The organism is Mesorhizobium sp. M0751 (genome assembly GCF_040320265.1).
Taxonomy (GTDB): Bacteria; Pseudomonadota; Alphaproteobacteria; order Rhizobiales; family Rhizobiaceae; genus Mesorhizobium.
In genome coordinates, this window is sequence record NZ_JAMYPH010000026.1 from 59200 (window position 1) to 75595 (window position 16396).

The window sequence follows — 16396 nt, forward strand, 5'->3', positions numbered from 1 at the left end:
CAATGTCGGCACGGAGAGCAACGGGTCAAAATCGCATCTCCGCCAGCTTTCGTGTGAAGCTGGCCGCTTCATGCGCGTTGACGTCCGCGGCACGGATCAGATTGTCGAAATGGCTGGTCAGGATGCGGATCGGCTGGGTGGCGTTCAGCACCAGATACATGTCGCCGACGTAAATGGCGGCGCGATAGGGCCCGAAGATGGTGTAGGGGATCGAATAGCGCGTCCGCCCGTCATAGAGAAACAGGCGGAAGGTGGGATAGAGGTCATCGAGCAGCGTCGCCATATGCAGGAGCTGCTGGTGGCGGTCGGCCTCCGGAAAGCGGTCCCAAACGCCCAGCCCGCGCGCGAAGATCTCCAGCGTGTGGCGCGGCATACAGACTTCCATGTCGGTTTCGGGCCGTCGGTTGTAGTCGATGCGGTACTGCGTTTCGCCGGCCTGTGCCTCGCGGCTCTTGTTGGCGATGACGGCTTCGTAGTCGACAAGCGCCTCGGTGCGCAGAAGATCGGGAATGCCGGCCGGCACGTAGCGGATTTTCGTTCCCGCCGCCTCGGCATGCCAGCGAGCCAGCAGCGTACGGTCGAAGCCGTCCGGCGCCTCCTCGATCTCAAGGCTCTCGCGGATTTCACCGGTGACGCCCTCGTCGTGGCTGAGACCGAGCAGCCAGTCGAGCGAGACTTTGAATTCGGCGGCGATGTTGAGCAGCGTTTCAGCACGGGGAAGGCGGGTCGAGGCGCCGGAGAGCAGCTGTGACAACGCCGAACGGTCGATGCCAACCGCGGCGGCGAAGGCCGACTGATTCAAATCGGACCTTGTCAAGAGCATTTTCAGGCGCTCGCGAAAGATCGTCGACAGATCGCGCTTGTCCAAATCGCCATCCCATTCGATGGGAGGAAAAATTTGCGCTGAAGCCGCGAACGCGGAGCTTCAGGCGTAAATGAATCCTGTGCGTTGTTTACAATGCATAACATATGCAGCTGAAAATGCGCAATCGCAACAGTTTGTGCGCTTTATCGCGTTGCAGCAATGCAACGCTCCTGACACAATGTTGTCAGGAATCAAACGGGTTCCGGCGACTGGAAGGCAGTGGTCGATAGCATGACGAGCACGGGCAATAGGCGACACGGCGCAGCGGCCATCGAATGGCCGACCGTATTTCTCGCACTTCTCTGCTACGGCGGCTGGCTCGCTACCGGCTTCCTACTCTGGCCCTCTTACCCGCTGCTGGCACTCGCCTTTCTGACCCTGATTGCGGCGCTGCAATCCTCGCTGATGCACGAGGTCCTGCACGGCCACCCAACCCGGAACGCGCGGCTCAACGAAGCCTTAGTGTTCCTGCCGATTGGCCTTGTCTGGCCGTTTCGCCGGTTCAAGACCATTCACCTGCGCCACCATGCAGACGAGCGCCTGACCGATCCGCTCGACGATCCCGAAAGCTATTATAAGGCGCTCTGGCAGCATGAGGAGCTGCCGTCGGCGATGAAAATTCTGCTGAAGGTCAACAACACCATGCTCGGGCGTTTGGTGCTCGGTCCTTGGCTTTCCTGCATAGGGTTCTTCATCGACGACGCCAGGCAGGTTGCCGCGGGCGACAAGGTCGTCCGCAAGGCCTGGCTGCTGCACGCGATCGGCCTCGCCATCGTGCTGCCTATCGTGCAGTTCGGCTTCGGCATGCCGTTATGGCTTTACGTTCTGGTGCCAGTATGGCTGGGACAATCGCTGATTTCGATCCGCACCTACGCCGAGCACCAATGGTCGGAACATCCGGAAGGCCGCACGATCATCGTCGAGCGCTCGCCGCTGTCCTTCCTGTTCCTCAACAACAATCTGCATTTCGTCCATCACAAGACCCCGACGGTGGCCTGGTACAGGCTGCCGAAACTGTTTCGCGACCGCCGCGACGAGTGGCTGCGGATGAACAATGGCTACGCCTATCCGAACTATTTCGCGCTGCTCAGGGCCTATGCCTTCAAGGCGAAGGAGCCGGTCGTCCATCCCGTACTGCGGCGCATGCCGGAACCGGGCCGTGCATTCAAGCCGCGCGTCAGGGCACGCAGCCTCAATGGACTTGGCAGCGCGCCGGTACCCGCCGAGCCGCCGAAAGAGTGAATTTTGCGTTGTTGCAGGTGGTTCCGGGCGGACGACGCTTTCCTGAACTTGTCAATTTCCCGCATAACGGTCAAATCCCCGGCATGAGCGAATTCATTGCGGCTTTGCCGATGTACGACTGGCCGGAAGCGCGGGACGAGGTCGACGCGCAATGGGCGCGGCTGCGCGATCTTTTCAGACAAAAAGGCATCGATGCGCCGGAGACGATCATCCGCCGCAATGGCGATTTGCCTCCAGTGCCTGGCGGTATCCGCGACGATCAAGGGAAACTCATTGCGCCAGATCCGGTGACATTGCCGCCGGACGAGCTGGATTTTCACCGGCTCTGGCTGCACCCGGCGCTGCTCTTTGCGCAAACCTGCTGGGGACCGATGGAACTCGGCCTGTCGCACCGCGTCCAGTTCGTCGGCCAGCCGCGTTACGACGCCTTCGAAGGTGGACAGGGCGAACTCTATTCGAGCGCCATCGTCATGAGGGCGGGCGAGGCACCGCCGACAAGGTCGCCGGCCGACGGCGGCGCCATCATTCCGCTCGATCTGCTACGCGGCAAGCGTTTCACCTTCAACAGCCTCGATTCCATGTCGGGCATTGTCGCGCCAACACGTGACCTGCAAGCTTTGGCCGAGAGTCTGGATATCTTTTCCGGGCTGAGCGAAAGCTGCGGGCACCGTGCTTCGATCGTTGCTGTTGCCGAGGGCAGGGCCGACGTCGCGGCGATCGACTGCGAGAGCTGGGCGCTGGCGCAACGTTTCGAGCCTGCGGCGCAGAAGGTGACGGTCGTCGGCTGGACAAGGCGCCGCAAAGGCTTGCCGTTCATCACGGCCAGGACGACGCCGGAAACGATCGTCGCCACGATGCGCGAGGCGATCGCCGCGCTCACATAAAGCGCGTCGCGTTCGGTCCGCCTCATGCGAGCGCTTTAAATTCCTGTTTTTTTTGCATGTCATTATCACAAAACCGCTGCACACCCTCGGGTCAAGCCCGAGGGCACGCTTTTGCGTGACATGCATTAGGTCGCTCAGCCGCCAAGCAGCCGATTGTCGAGCGGGTAGGTCGAAAGCTTCTCATTGGCGGTCTCGGTGATCAGGATCTGTTCCTCGATCTTGACGCCTTCGTAGCCGCCAAGCCGGCCGATATAGCTCTCGACGCACAGCACCATGCCAGGTTCGAGCACGCCGTCGGGTGTGTCGTCGGTCCAGTCGCTAGCATGCGGCAAAGTCGGGTATTCGTCGGCAAGGCCGACGCCGTGATAGAGCACCCCGTAACGGGCCGGGAAGCAGTCTCCTGGCGGCACTGACGAGCGCTCGACGAGGTCGCGGAACGATACGCCCGGCCGTATCAGCTCCGTGTTGTGAGCGATCTGGTCGGCGGCGATGCGGAACAGGTCGCGCTGCTCCTGCGACGGCGGCGCGTCACCGCAAAGCCAAGTGCGCGAAAGGTCGGCGCAGAAGCCGTAAGGACCGATCAGGTCGGTATCGAAAGCGACGAGCTCGCCGGCCTCGATCGTCCGCGACGAGCACTCCTGGAACCACGGATTGGTGCGCGGACCCGACGACAGGAGCCGGGTTTCGATCCATTCGCCGCCGCGCGCGATGTTGCCACGATGGAGTTCGGCCCACAATTCATTCTCCGAGATGCCAGGCCTCAGCGCCTGCTCCATCTCGCCCATCGCCGCCTCGCAAGCGACGATCGCCCGGCGCATGGCAAGGATCTCGTCGGGTGATTTGATCAGCCGCGCATTCTCCATCACCGCCTCGCCATTGCCGGTCGAGATGCCGAGACGGGCGAGCTCTTCGATGCCCTCGGGATTGATGTGGTCGACTGCGATACGGCGATTGCCGCCGCCATGTTCCAATACCAGCTCGGCGATGCCGGCTGCCCAGCGGCGGACTTTCTGAGCGGTCAGCTCGCCGCTGTACAGATAAGCCCACGACACCGCCGGCCGCACCTCGTCGACGACGCCGGAATGATCGGAAAGGTGCTCGCAGGAGAAATAGTCGAACAGCACCACCGGGCCATCGGTGGCGACGAAACAATGCCTGGTTCGATTGTGCGCGACCCAGAGCTGCATGTTGGTCGCATCGGTGGCGTAGCGGATGTTGACCGGATCGTAGAGCAAGGCTCCCGCATAGTCGCGGCGCTTCAGCTCGGCGCGGATGCGCTCGAGCCGGTATCGGCGCATAGCGGGCAGGTCAGGAGCAGCAATGCCCGCCGCCTGCCATTCGGCTTCCGCCAGCGCTCCATAGCCCAGCGCATGCTGGTTGAGTTCAGCGGCCTTCAGCCGCGATTTTTTGCGCAGCACATCGTTCGAGCCGTCCGGTTCGAACGGCATGATCTTGCGGTGATGACGGGGCCGGTCAGTCGGGTTCCTGTCCACCCTCGGCTCCTCCGCTAACGCCTTCCTTGGGCGCCGTGGCTCCTCCCACCGCCATTCTCTTCAATCTTACATAGGCGCCGGGCCGGACGGACTTGTCGGTGCCACGCAACAGCGGAACCATCATTTGCCGCGGCTGGCCGTCCGGTTCGTAGCCGGCCGCTTTGAGCTGCTCCAAAATGACCGGCCGCGGATCGTCGCGGTCAAGCCAGACGAGTACGGCCGGCTCCTGCATCAGCATTTCGAAATTAGGCACTTCCTGGTCAAGTGCGACCAGTTTTTCGTCGACCAACCGCAGGTTTCCGACCCATGCACCATCAGAAATTGCGGTTTTGACCGGTCCGTCCGCAGTCAGTTGGCGATAGAGGGCGGGGTAATCCACGCGGATCATCCGCGACAAGCCACTGGTCCCGTTTATCTGGACGTACCAGGTGGCGGGCGCGAGCAGCACGGCGATGATCGCTCCAGCCGCGATCACCAGGAGCTGCGCATTCCTGCCACGCGGCGCCAGCCGTTCCATTGTGGCGACGATGGCCAGCGGCAACATGAACAGGACAGGCAGCAGCCAGCGGTCCTTTACCACCGTCACGCCGGTAGCCAGTACAAGTATTGCCAGCATGGCCAAGCCGAGCGCCAAGGTACGCCACAACACAATTTCCCGGGCCGGACCTTTCGGATGCAGCTCCGAGAAACGGAACTTCGCCAGTCCGAAAGCCAGCGCGGAAACGAGCACCGGCAAGACCGCGAAATTGAAGGTGCCCATGATAAACTTGCCGGCGCCGACAAAGGCCGCCGCCACGCGCCCTTGTTGGGTGTCTATTCCGAACTTCTCGCCTCTCGATAATAAATCGGCGGGATGCATGAGGCTCCAATAGGTGGTTGGCGCCAGCACCAGTATCGCGACCGCTATGCTGATGGCGAACTTCGGATCGAGGATTGCGCTGCGCCATTCGCGCAGCGACAGCACTGACGCAACAAGGGCGACCACCAGGAAGACATCATTATATTTGGCAAGAATTGCCGCCGCCGTGGCTAGGCCAAACGCCGCATAGGCGATCATGCTTCGGCGCTCGAGAAGATAGGCCATGGCGAGCAGGAGCAGCGAGCAGAAGCCGACGACGGCGACGGAATGCGACAAGGCGCGCTGCGATTCCCAGACGATCTGCGGGATCGTAAACAGGGCGAACATGGCCGCCGCCGCTGTCGCTTTGGTGTAGCCGAACCGCCGCATGGCGGCGAACACGCTGCAGGCGGCGAGGAACAGCACTGAGTATTTGACGAGCTTCAGCGTGAAGATACTGGTGCCGAAAACATGCGCGGCCAGCCAATTGATCCAGGTGTAGAGGGGTGGTTGCGAGCCGCCATATCCAGCCCAGAGATACGGAACGTAGATCAGCTGCTCCGCATCATCGATGCCGACGCCGGTTCCCGCCCAGGAGCTCAGCAGGGACAGTATGATGGTCTGCAAGGCGAAGTATGCCGCGACCATGACGATCGCCGCCGGGAACGGGCCGATCCGTCCCTCGGCCAACCACTCGGCCCATCTCAGATTGTACTTCAATGAAATCTCATCGCCCTTGCCAGCAGAGTGTTGCCGGCTGCGCTAGCATGAAGACATGCTCCGCACAATGCGACCGCCTGGCTGCGCCTATGTCCTCATCTTTTCGCCGCTCGGGTCGAAGGGCGGTTCGACATTGATGCGTGCCGGCCGCCGGTGCCCGAGGATTTCGATCTCGAACAGTCCGGCGCTCTCGTTTTCGGCGAGCGCTGCCGGTACATAGCCTTGCGCCATCGACTTCTCGACATAATGCGCATAGCCGCCGGAGGTGACCCAGCCGACCACGCGCCAGTCGCCGTCGACAATGCCGCGCACGGCAGATGCGCCTTCGGCGGCGTTCGAGCCGCGCACTTCCTTGCCGCCCGCGTCGAAGCGTGGCGCGCCATAGCCATGCGGCTTTTCCACGGTGCCGTAATCCTTGCCGCCGACCTTGGCCCAGATCGGCTCGTCGCCCATGACGTCCGCATCCGCTGCATCGACGACAAAGGAAACGCGGCGCAGCTTCGGCCCCGCCGCCTGTTCCCTGGCTGCTGCCTCACGGCCGATGAAATCGTTCTTCTCCAGCTTGATAAAGCGGTCCATCGAGCCTTCGAACGGTCCGTAGATCGGACGTAGCTCGCGGAACCAGGTCGGGAAGTTCTTCTCAAGGCGCATAGAGAGCAAAGCCCGCATGCCGAAATCGATCAGGCCAAACTCTTCGCCAGCCTCCTTGATCGCCTTGTAGACCAGGCGCTGGTAGGCAGGCGCCATCCAGATCTCATAGCCGAGGTCGCCGGTGTAGGTGATCCGGTTGACCATGCAAGGCGCGCCGCCGACCGCCATCTCGCGGAAATCCATGAAGCGGAAGGCCTTGGTCGAGATGTCGACATCGACCAGTTTCTGCAGCAGGTCGCGCGATTTCGGCCCGGCGATCGAGAGACCGACCAGCGTCTGGTCGAAGCGGTAGATGCGGATGCTTCCATCCTTTGGCAGATGCTTCTCGAACCAGCGCATGTGGTATTTTTGCGCTGCCGAAGAACCCCAGATCATGAAGCGTTCTTCCCCAGCCCTTGGGTCCGCCTTGGCGATGGTGAAGTCGCCGATCAGTCTGCCGAACTCGTTCAGCATCGGCGTCAGCACGATGCGGCCGGTCTTCGGCATGCGATTGGTCATCAGCCGGTTGAGAAAGTCCTCAGCCCCTGGTCCGGAGACTTCGTATTTGGCGAAGTTTGCGATCTCTGTGACGCCGACACTCTCCCGGGTGGCCCGCACTTCCTCACCGATCGGGCCAAAATCGTTGGAACGGTGGAAGGACACGACGTCCTTCGGCTCCGAACCTTTCGGCGCGAACCAGAGCGGGGTTTCGAGACCCCAGCTATCGCCCATGACGGCATTGTTGGCGATCATCGTGTCGTAAAGCGGGGTCGTCTGCGCTGGTCTTGCCGCCGGCAATTCTTCGTTGGGAAAGCGGATCGAGAACCGGCGTGAATAATTTTCGCGCACCTTTGCGTTCGTATAGCGCAGCGTTGCCCATTCGCCGAAGCGCGCAACGTCCATGCCCCAGACGTCGAAGCCGGGGTCGCCATGGACCATCCAGTTCGACAGCGCCAGGCCGACGCCGCCGCCCTGGCTGAAGCCGGCCATGACGGCGCAGGCGCACCAGAAATTGGTCAGGCCCTGCACCGGGCCAACCAGCGGGTTCCCGTCGAGCGCGAAGGTGAAGGGGCCGTTGATGATCTGCTTGATGCCGGCCTTTTCGATGCCGGGGAAATGCTTGAAGCCGATCTCGAGCGACGGCGCGATGCGGTCGATGTCGGGCTGCAGCAGTTCGTGGCCGAAATCCCACGGCGTGTTGACCGGCGACCACGGCTTGCAGGCTTTTTCATAGGTGCCGAGCAGGATGCCGTTGCGCTCCTGGCGGGTATAGATCTCGCCCTTGAAGTCCAGCACGCCGATCATTTCGCGGCCAGTCGACTTGTTGAATTCCTCGACCTCCGGCATCGGCTCGGTCAGGAGATACATGTGCTCCATGGCCAGCACCGGCAATTCGACGCCGACCATGCGGCCGATCTCGCGCGCCCACAGGCCGCCGCAGTTGACGACATGCTCGGCTTTGACCGTGCCTTGCTCGGTGACGACGTTCCAGGTGCCATCGACCTCCTGCGTCAGTTCGACGACGCGGTTGCGCAGCACGATCTCGGCGCCCAGCCTCCTGGCCGCCTTGGCATAGGCGTGTGTGGTGCCGGAAGGATCGAGATGGCCCTCGACTGGATCCCACATGGCGCCGACGAAATTCGTCTCGTCCATCAGCGGGAACATCGCCTTGGCTTCGGACGGCGTGATCAGTTCGGTGTCCATTCCGAGATAGCGGCCCTTGGCGTGGGCGAGCCGCAGGAAGTCCATGCGCTCGGGCGTGTCGGCCATCATCACGCCGCCGGTCAGGTGCAGCGAGCAGGATTGGCCGGAAATCTCCTCGATCTCCTTGTAAAGCTGCACCGTATAGGCCTGCAGCTTGGCGACGTTGGGATCTCCGTTCAGCGTATGGAAGCCGCCCGCTGCATGCCAGGACGAGCCGGAGGTGAGCTCCGAACGCTCGATCAGCATGATGTCGGTCCAGCCAGCCTTGGCAAGATGATAGAGCACCGAGCAGCCAACGACCCCGCCGCCGATGACAACCGCTTTTGCATGAGATTTCATGAAGATAGTTCCGTTTTTGAAGAGATTGAATCGAGTGAGCGGGGCGCGAAAACAAAGCGAAGATCGGATACGGCGATGTTTCCGGCCAGCCTGCCATCAAGCGCGGCAAGAATGGTTTCACAGACGGAAGTACGATGTTTCAGGACGTCATGGTTCCAAAGACGCAGGATCGAATAGCCTTGGGCGCGCATGAAATCATCGCGGCGGCGGTCATATGAACTGCCGGCGTGTTGTTGTCCGTCGACTTCAACGACAAGCCAATTTTCGCGGCAGACGAAGTCTGCAAAAAAGGCGCCGATGGAGAACTGACGCGTAAAGCGATAGCCGCCAAGCTTGCGCGCCTTTAGTTCAAGCCAAAGCAGCGCTTCCGCCTGATTGCCTGCTTGCCTGAGTTTTCGTGCTCGCTTGGTTGTACCTATTTTGCGGCGGCTGCGCGTTTCACGAACGGCTTCCCCCACTCCGTCGCCGCTTCGCGGCGCCACCTCTCCCCCCTCCGGAGGGAGAGGAAGGGAGCTGGCTGGAATAAGGTCGCGCCCTTCCTCTACCCCGTCGATCGGGGGAGAGGTGTCGAGCGAAGCTCGACGGAGTGGGGGTCGACTACTCATCAGATGATCAGAAATCGGTCGGCGCGCCGCCTTCAGCCCGGCGCTTGTCGACGAAGGCGTTGAGCTCCTCGCGGATTGCCTGATCCATGTAAGGCTCTTCATAGGACGCCAGCCGTTCCTTCCAGATGCGATTGGCCTTTTCGAGCGCGGTCGGCGATCCGGCCTCCGCCCAACTCTCGAAATTGCGCCAGTCGGAAATGATTGGCGCGTAAAACGCGGTTTTGTAGCGGTCCTGCGTGTGCTGGGTGCCGAAGAAATGGCCGCCGGGGCCGACCGACTGGATGGCGTCGAAACCGAGCGCTTCCTCGGAAAGATCGAGCGGCGTCAGGAACTCGGCGACCATCTGCAACAGGTCTATATCGAGGATGGTCTTTTCGTAGGAGCAGCGCAGGCCGCCTTCGAGCCAGCCGGCCGCATGCATCATCAGATTGCCGCCACCCTGGATGGCGCCCCACAGCGAAAACACGCTTTCATAGGCGGCTTGCGCATCGACCGTGTTAGCGGCGCAGGTGTTTGAGGTGCGGTAGGGGATGTTGTAGCGGCGGGCGAGCTGGCCGCCGACCAGCTGCGCCTTCATATATTCCGGCGTGCCGAAGGCCGGCGCGCCGGACTTCATGTCGACATTCGAGGTGAAGCCGCCGTAGCCGACAGGCGCGCCCTTGCGCACCATCTGCGCAAAGGCGATGCCGGACAGCGCCTCGGCATTCTGCTGCACCAGCGCGCCGGCAATCGTCACCGGCGCCATGGCGCCGGACAGGGTGAACGGCGTCACGATGACCACCTGGCCCTTGCTCGACATCTGGATGATGCCTTCCATCATCGGCACGTCGAGCTTGAGCGGCGAATTGGTGTTGATGATGGTGAATACCGACGGCTCTGCGAGCAACTGCTCATGGCTGATGCCGCGCGCGATCCTGGTGATCTCGATGCCGTCGACGTTGCGTTCCTTGCCGAGAGAATAGATGTGGAACATCTTGTCGGTCAGCGTGGCGAGGTCACGGATGCATTCGAGGTGGCGTACGGACGGATGGATGTCGATCGGCTCGACCGGATAGCCGCCCGTGCAGTTCAATATGTTGTGCATCTGCGCAAGCTTGAGGAAGTTGCGGTAGTCCTGCTGGTTGCCTGGCCGGCGGCCGCGGTCGACGTCTGAGCAATTGGGTGCCGACGCCATCATTGAGATGATCAGATTATCGCCACCAAAGCGCACATTGTGCGCCGGGTTGCGGGCGTGGATGGTGAATTCCGGCGGGCAATGGGCAACCAGTTCCAGGATCATGTCGCTGTCGAAGCGCACTCGCTCGCTGCCTTCGCGGACATCGGCGCCATGCGCCTTCATGATGCGCCGGGCTTCGTCATGCAGCACGTCGACGCCGATTTCCCTGAGCACGCGCAGAGAGGCGAGATGGATGGATTCCAGCTCGTCGTCGGAAACCAGCCGGGTCGGCGTCAGCGGGTTCTTCAACTGCCGAAACGGCGGCTGCTCAAACGCCGTCGATCCGCCGGCACGCTTCCCCGCGCGGCCGCCGCGACGGGCGCGGTCATTTGCCAGTGCCGGTTCGGCGGGCTGAAGGGCGGCGGTCATGATAGTCCTCGTACGCTGCGGCAATGCGGCGGCATAATGGACTGCCGGCCGTCCGGCCATTGCGGAGGCGGCGACCACTAGGGCGAGGGAAGCGACATGCCCTGGGGGCAGCCGGCGGGATCGCCAGCCTCTTGATCGCGTTCCGGCTGGCGCAAGCGGTTTTCGTTGCCGGTGCTTACCGCGATGAAAGCGAAACGCTAGTCCTGCATCATGGACCGCGCGGAACAGAACAGCGGCGAAATAGGGCAATGGGCGGCGATCACCGGCGTGATCGCCACCGTCTCGGTGTTCGCCATCGCGCAAGGGCTGAGCTATCCGCTGTTGAGCTTCATCCTGCAGCGCCAGGGCGTCTCGCCGGCCATGATCGGCCTGTCGGCGGCTATGACGCCGATCGGCTTCATCGTCTCGTCGCCGCTGGTTCCGGCGCTGGCGCGCCGTTTCGGGGCAGGACGCACCGCGCTTACTTGCGCGGCACTTTCCGCGCTGGTGCTGGCGCTGATCGGCTGGACGCAAAATGTCTATCTGTGGTTTCCGCTGCGCTTTTTGATCGGCGCGGTCACCAACCCGCTCTACGTGCTGAGCGAAGTCTGGGTGATCGCACTGGCGCCGCCAGCACGCCGCGGCCGCGTCATGGGCATCTATTCGACGATCATTTCGGCGGGTTTTGCGGCGGGGCCGCTGTGCCTGCTTGCGGTCGGCACCGTGGGATGGCCGCCATTTCTGGTCGGCATCGGCGCGTTCCTGTTTTGCGGCGCCTGCCTCGCTTCGGTGCTGGCACGGCTGCCGAGGGTCGACGAGAGCGGGCACCGGGTTTCGGTCCTGGGGTTCGTGCCGCAGGCTTGGCTGTTGTTATCGGCGGTCGTCGTGGCCGCCGGTTTTGAACAGGCGGTGCTCGCCTTGCTGCCGGTCTATGGAACGCATTACGGCATCGCCGAAGCGCGCATGTCGGCGCTGCTGTCAGTGATGATCGCCGGCAATATCGTTATGCAGGTGCCGCTCGGCCTGTTGGCGGAACGACTGACGGCGCGGCTGGTGCGGTTCATCTGTGTTTCGATGACTGTGCTCGGATGCGTTCTGTTGCCGGTTCTCATCGAGACGCCGCTGATCTGGCCGTGCGTCTTCATCTGGGGCGCGGTTTCCTACGGCATTTACACGATGTCGATCATCGAGCTCGGCGAGCGGTTCACCGGCTCGGCACTGGTCGCCGGCAACGCCGCCTTCTCTTTGATGTGGGGCGTCGGCGGCGTCGCCGTGCCGCCGCTGGCGGGCAGCGCCATGGATGTCCTTGGGGCAGGCGGCCTGCCAATGACGCTCGGTGCCATTTGTCTGGCGCTGGCGACAACAACAGTCATGCGGCGGCGGATGGTGTGAATGCCTGAAGTCGCCGTTCTGACGCAATGACTTGAATATAAGCGGCCCGATGTCGATCTGGGCGGTACCGACGCCCGACTCAACCGGAGATCTCATGACCAAATCGAATACCAAGAGCCAGCCGGATCCGGCGGCCGAAGATCCCTTTCTCTGGCTGGAGGACAGACGAGGCAAGCAGGCGCTCGACTGGGTGCATCACCAAAATGCGATCACGGTCGGGGAGCTGCAAGGTGATCCGTCCTATCAGACGTCGTTCGAGACGGCGCTCGACCTGATGACGGCCGAGGATAACATCGCCGTCGGGACCGCTATCAACGGCCAAGTCTATAATTTCTGGCAGGACCGGACGAACGTACTCGGCCTCTGGCGGCGCACCACGGTCGCCTCCTACAAGACCGACAAGCCGGAATGGCAGACGATCATCGACTTCGACAGTCTGGCTGCGGAAGAGGGGGTGAAATGGGTGTTCAGCGGCGCCAGCCGGCTCTACCCCGACTTCAGCCGCTGCCTGCTCAACCTGTCGCCGGATGGCGGCGATGCCAGCGAGATGCGCGAATTCGATATCGAAAGCAGATCGTTCGTCGATGGCGGCTTTCGCGCTCCTGCCTCGAAATCGAGCTTTAGCTGGCTGGACGAGGACACGCTTATCGTTTCCGCCGCCTTCGAGGAGGACGACAAGACTCAGTCCGGTTATCCGCGCGTGGTCAAGCTTTGGCGGCGCGGCACGCCACTGGAAGCGGCGATGCCGATCTTCGAGGCGCTGAAGCAGGATCTTGCCGCCGGCGGGTCCGTCGAATTCGACGGCGACAAGCGTCATGTCTTCCTGGCCCGGACCATCGACTTCTTCGCCTCGCACAATTTCCTGCGGTTGCCATCGGGCGAAAACAGGCGCATCCCGCTGCCGGACGACGTCACCGATACGGCGCTGTTCAAGGGCCAGTTTGTCTTCGGCGTGCGTACCCCATGGACGGCGCCGGACGGCACGCTGTGCAAGCCCGATGGGCTCTATTCACTCGATTTCGAGCGCTGGATCGAAACCGGGCTATTCGGATCCATCGATACCGTGCTCGAGCCGGCGCACCGCGTCTCGATTGCCGGCATTGCCCGGACGCAGGACCGGCTGTTCATCAATTTGATGGACAATGTGCGCGGCAAGGTGATCGCCGGCGAGCGCAGCGACAGCGGCTGGGAGTTCAAGCCCGTTGCTTTGCCCGAAAACGGCAATGTCGGCATCAGCCATGCCGAGCATTTCGGTTCCAGCGTCTCCTTTTCCTTCACCGATTTCCTGACGCCGAGCTCGATCATCTGGTCGGACGACAATGCTGCGACGCTGGCACCGGTGAAATCGCAGCCCGCGCGTTTCGACGCGTCGTCCCTGGTCTCCGAACAGTTCGAGGCGCGCTCGAAGGATGGCACGATGATCCCGTACTTCGTCGTCAGGCGGCGCGACCGGGACGGGCCGGTGCCGACATTGCTTTACGGCTATGGCGGCTTCGAAGTGCCGCTGCTGCCGGGCTATGCCGGCGTGCGCGGCAGGCTGTGGCTGGAGAAGGGCAATGTCTATGTGCAGGCCAACATCCGCGGCGGTGGCGAGTTCGGCCCGAACTGGCATCAGGCGGCGCTCAAGGCCAATCGCCAGAATGCCTTCGACGATTTCGCCGCCGTGGCGCAAGATCTGGTCAAACGCGGCATCGCCACACCGGCCACGCTGGGCATCCAGGGCGGATCGAATGGTGGCTTGCTGACCGGCGTCTCGCTGACCCAGCACCCGGAATTGTTCGGCGCGGTGATCATCGACGTGCCGCTGCTCGATATGCTGCGCTACACCGAACTGCCGCCCGGCGCGTCATGGATGGCCGAGTATGGCGATCCGGCGAAGCCGGAAGAGGCAGCCTGGCTCGCCGCCTATTCGCCCTACCAACATGTAGACACGGATCTAGCCTATCCGCCGGTGTTGCTGACGACCTCGACCGCCGACGATCGCGTCCATCCCGGGCATGCCCGCAAGATGGCGGCGCGGCTGCAGGCGGCCGGCCATGGCAAGACGCTGTTTTTCGAGGAGACCGAGGGCGGCCATGGTGGACGCGGCGACCGGCGGCCGCAGGCCGCACAGGCGGCGATGAAGTACGTCTTCCTGCAGCGGGCCCTGACCGGCACCAATTGACTGGCATCGCTTGACCGGCACGGCTTGAACTGAGGGCTCGAGGCAGCCTAAGGTACATGCATGGCTCGGCTGGCGAAATCGGGTTGCGCATTTGGGGTGGCGGTGACGCCGTCGTCGCGCACGCTACGCGCCGAGCTGTTGCGGCTCTGCGCTCGCATCGGCTATTCGCCGCCCGCTGTCCTCTGACGAATCCGCCCCGGCGCGAAAGCTGCCGGATTGGTTCAAGAGGAAAGACCAGACATGACCTACCAGAATTATTCGCTGAAGCAGCTTCAGCAGATTGATGCCGCGCATCACCTGCATCCGTTCACCGACCACAAAGAGATGCGCGAGACCGGCTCACGCATCATCACCCACGCCAACGGGCCGTTCATCTATGATGCCGAAGGCACGGAAATCCTCGACGGCATGGCCGGGCTGTGGTGCGTCAATGTCGGCTATGGCCGCGACGAGCTGGCCGACGCCGCCTACGCCCAGATGAAGGAATTGCCCTACTACAACTCCTTCTTCAAATGCTCGACGCCGACGCCGGTACTGCTCGCACAGAAACTGGCGGAGATCGCGCCAAAGCATATCAATCAGGTGTTCTATGGCTCGTCCGGTTCGGAGGCCAACGACACGGCGCTGCGCCTGGTCCGCCACTATTGGGTGCTGGAAGGCAGGCCCGAGAAGAACCGCATCATCTCACGCAAGATGGGCTACCACGGCTCGACCATCGCCGGCGCCTCGCTCGGCGGCATGGATTTGATGCACAAGCAGCTCGGCGGCGCCGTGCCCAATATCGTCCATGTAATGATGCCCTATGCCTATGAGCTGGCACTGCCCGGCGAAAGCGACCATGATTTCGGCCTGCGCGCGGCAAAGGCCGTCGAGGACGCGATCCTCGAAGCTGGCGCCGACAAGGTCGCCGCCTTCATCGGCGAGCCGGTGATGGGGGCAGGCGGGGTGAAGATCCCGCCGATGAGCTATTGGCCGGAAGTGCAGCGCATTTGCCGCAAATACGATGTCCTGCTGATGCTGGACGAGGTCATCACCGGCTACGGCCGTACCGGCGAGTGGTTCGCCGCACAAGCCTTCGATGTCGAGCCTGACACCATCACCACGGCCAAGGCGCTGACCTCCGGCTATCAGCCGCTGTCGGCGCTGCTGGTCGGCGACCGCATCGCGGCGACGCTGGTCGAAAAGGGCGGCGAATTCTATCACGGTTACACCTATGCCGGGCACCCGGTGGCCTGCGCGGTGGCGCTGAAGAACCTCGAGATCATCGAGCGCGAAGGTCTGGTCGAGCGCGTCAGGAACGACACCGGGCCTTACTTCGCCAAGGCGCTGCAGGAACGTCTCGGCGGGCACGATCTGGTCGGCGAGGTGCGCTCGTTCGGGCTGATGGGTGCGATCGAGATCGTCAAGGACAAGGCAACCAAGGAGCGCTTCCTGCCGGCCGGCAGCGCGGCGGTGATGGTTCGCGACCACGCGGTTGCGCAAGGGATGATGCTGCGCGCCACCGGCGACACGATGATCCTGTCACCGCCGCTGATCTGGACGCGCGAGACGATCGACATGGCCTGCGACCGCATCGCGAGGGCGCTCGACCTGGCCGAAGCAGATTTGCGCAAGCGGTGAACGAAGCGGGTCGTCGGATGTCGAAGGCGATGTGACGCATCGCAGAATGATGTCCGCCGCATTCCTTCGCGCCCCCCTCTGTCCTGCCGGACATCTCCCCCACTTGGGGGGAGATCGGCCGTCTTCATCGATTTCGCCAATTGTCAGCGTTGCAGAATGAGCGGGGCGCCAAAGCTGCCAATCTCCCCCCTCGTGGGGGAGATGTCCGGCAGGACAGAGAGGGGCGCTGTCCCGCCAGCGTCTCGATGCAAAGATGTCTACGAGGGGCGCAAACGCAAAAACCGCGCTCCATCGGAACGCGGCTTTGCCAGATACGCATGGCGCTTCGCCAACAAT

At 62.6% G+C, this 16396-nt stretch carries 11 protein-coding genes; 5 read left to right on the forward strand and 6 right to left on the reverse strand.

Annotation, left to right across the window (positions count from 1 at the left end; translation table 11 throughout):
* Positions 1-25 precede the first annotated feature (25 nt).
* Positions 26-868: a helix-turn-helix domain-containing protein gene (locus NKI19_RS28665; protein ID WP_352490709.1), complete on the reverse strand. Its 843-nt coding sequence runs from the start codon at positions 866-868 to the stop codon at positions 26-28.
* A 228-nt stretch (positions 869-1096) separates the two neighbouring features.
* Here NKI19_RS28665 and NKI19_RS28670 point away from each other — a divergent pair, with 228 nt between their 5' ends.
* The gene (locus NKI19_RS28670; RefSeq protein ID WP_352490708.1) at positions 1097-2107 is read left to right on the forward strand and encodes a fatty acid desaturase; all 1011 of its coding nucleotides are present in this window, start codon (positions 1097-1099) and stop codon (positions 2105-2107) included.
* An 83-nt stretch (positions 2108-2190) separates the two neighbouring features.
* A complete protein-coding gene (locus NKI19_RS28675; protein WP_352490707.1) occupies positions 2191-2991 on the forward strand; it encodes a phosphate/phosphite/phosphonate ABC transporter substrate-binding protein in 801 nt (266 codons plus the stop codon).
* A 134-nt stretch (positions 2992-3125) separates the two neighbouring features.
* On the opposite strand, the gene NKI19_RS28680 is transcribed toward NKI19_RS28675, so the two are convergent.
* The 5 genes from NKI19_RS28680 to NKI19_RS28700 all read right to left on the reverse strand — a co-directional run bounded on the left by NKI19_RS28680 (position 3126) and on the right by NKI19_RS28700 (position 10905).
* Complete coding sequence (locus NKI19_RS28680) at positions 3126-4439, reverse strand: M24 family metallopeptidase (RefSeq protein ID WP_352490759.1); 1314 nt, start codon at positions 4437-4439, stop codon at positions 3126-3128.
* Positions 4440-4464: 25 nt separating this feature from the next.
* Positions 4465-6042, reverse strand: coding sequence for an ArnT family glycosyltransferase (locus tag NKI19_RS28685; RefSeq protein ID WP_352490706.1), 1578 nt, complete (start codon positions 6040-6042; stop codon positions 4465-4467).
* An 87-nt stretch (positions 6043-6129) separates the two neighbouring features.
* Positions 6130-8715 carry a GcvT family protein gene (locus NKI19_RS28690; protein ID WP_352490705.1) on the reverse strand — a complete coding sequence of 862 codons (2586 nt, stop codon included), beginning with the start codon at positions 8713-8715 and terminating at the stop codon, positions 6130-6132.
* Positions 8712-9173 (reverse strand): endonuclease domain-containing protein, encoded by a 462-nt coding sequence (locus NKI19_RS28695; RefSeq protein WP_352490704.1) that lies wholly within the window; start codon positions 9171-9173, stop codon positions 8712-8714. Before NKI19_RS28695 ends, NKI19_RS28690 begins: the two co-directional genes overlap by 4 nt.
* 154 nt (positions 9174-9327) lie before the next feature.
* Positions 9328-10905 (reverse strand): trimethylamine methyltransferase family protein, encoded by a 1578-nt coding sequence (locus NKI19_RS28700; protein WP_352490703.1) that lies wholly within the window; start codon positions 10903-10905, stop codon positions 9328-9330.
* Positions 10906-11115: 210 nt separating this feature from the next.
* Between NKI19_RS28700 and NKI19_RS28705 the strand changes: the two genes are divergently transcribed.
* From NKI19_RS28705 to NKI19_RS28715, 3 genes are all read left to right on the forward strand, one after another.
* On the forward strand, positions 11116-12276 hold the full coding sequence (locus tag NKI19_RS28705) for an MFS transporter (protein ID WP_352490702.1): 1161 nt from the start codon (positions 11116-11118) through the stop codon (positions 12274-12276).
* Positions 12277-12370: 94 nt separating this feature from the next.
* Positions 12371-14440 (forward strand): prolyl oligopeptidase family serine peptidase, encoded by a 2070-nt coding sequence (locus NKI19_RS28710; RefSeq protein WP_352490701.1) that lies wholly within the window; start codon positions 12371-12373, stop codon positions 14438-14440.
* Positions 14441-14680: 240 nt separating this feature from the next.
* Entirely contained in the window at positions 14681-16060 is a 1380-nt protein-coding gene (locus tag NKI19_RS28715; protein WP_352490700.1) for an aspartate aminotransferase family protein, read from the forward strand.
* Positions 16061-16396 lie beyond the last annotated feature (336 nt).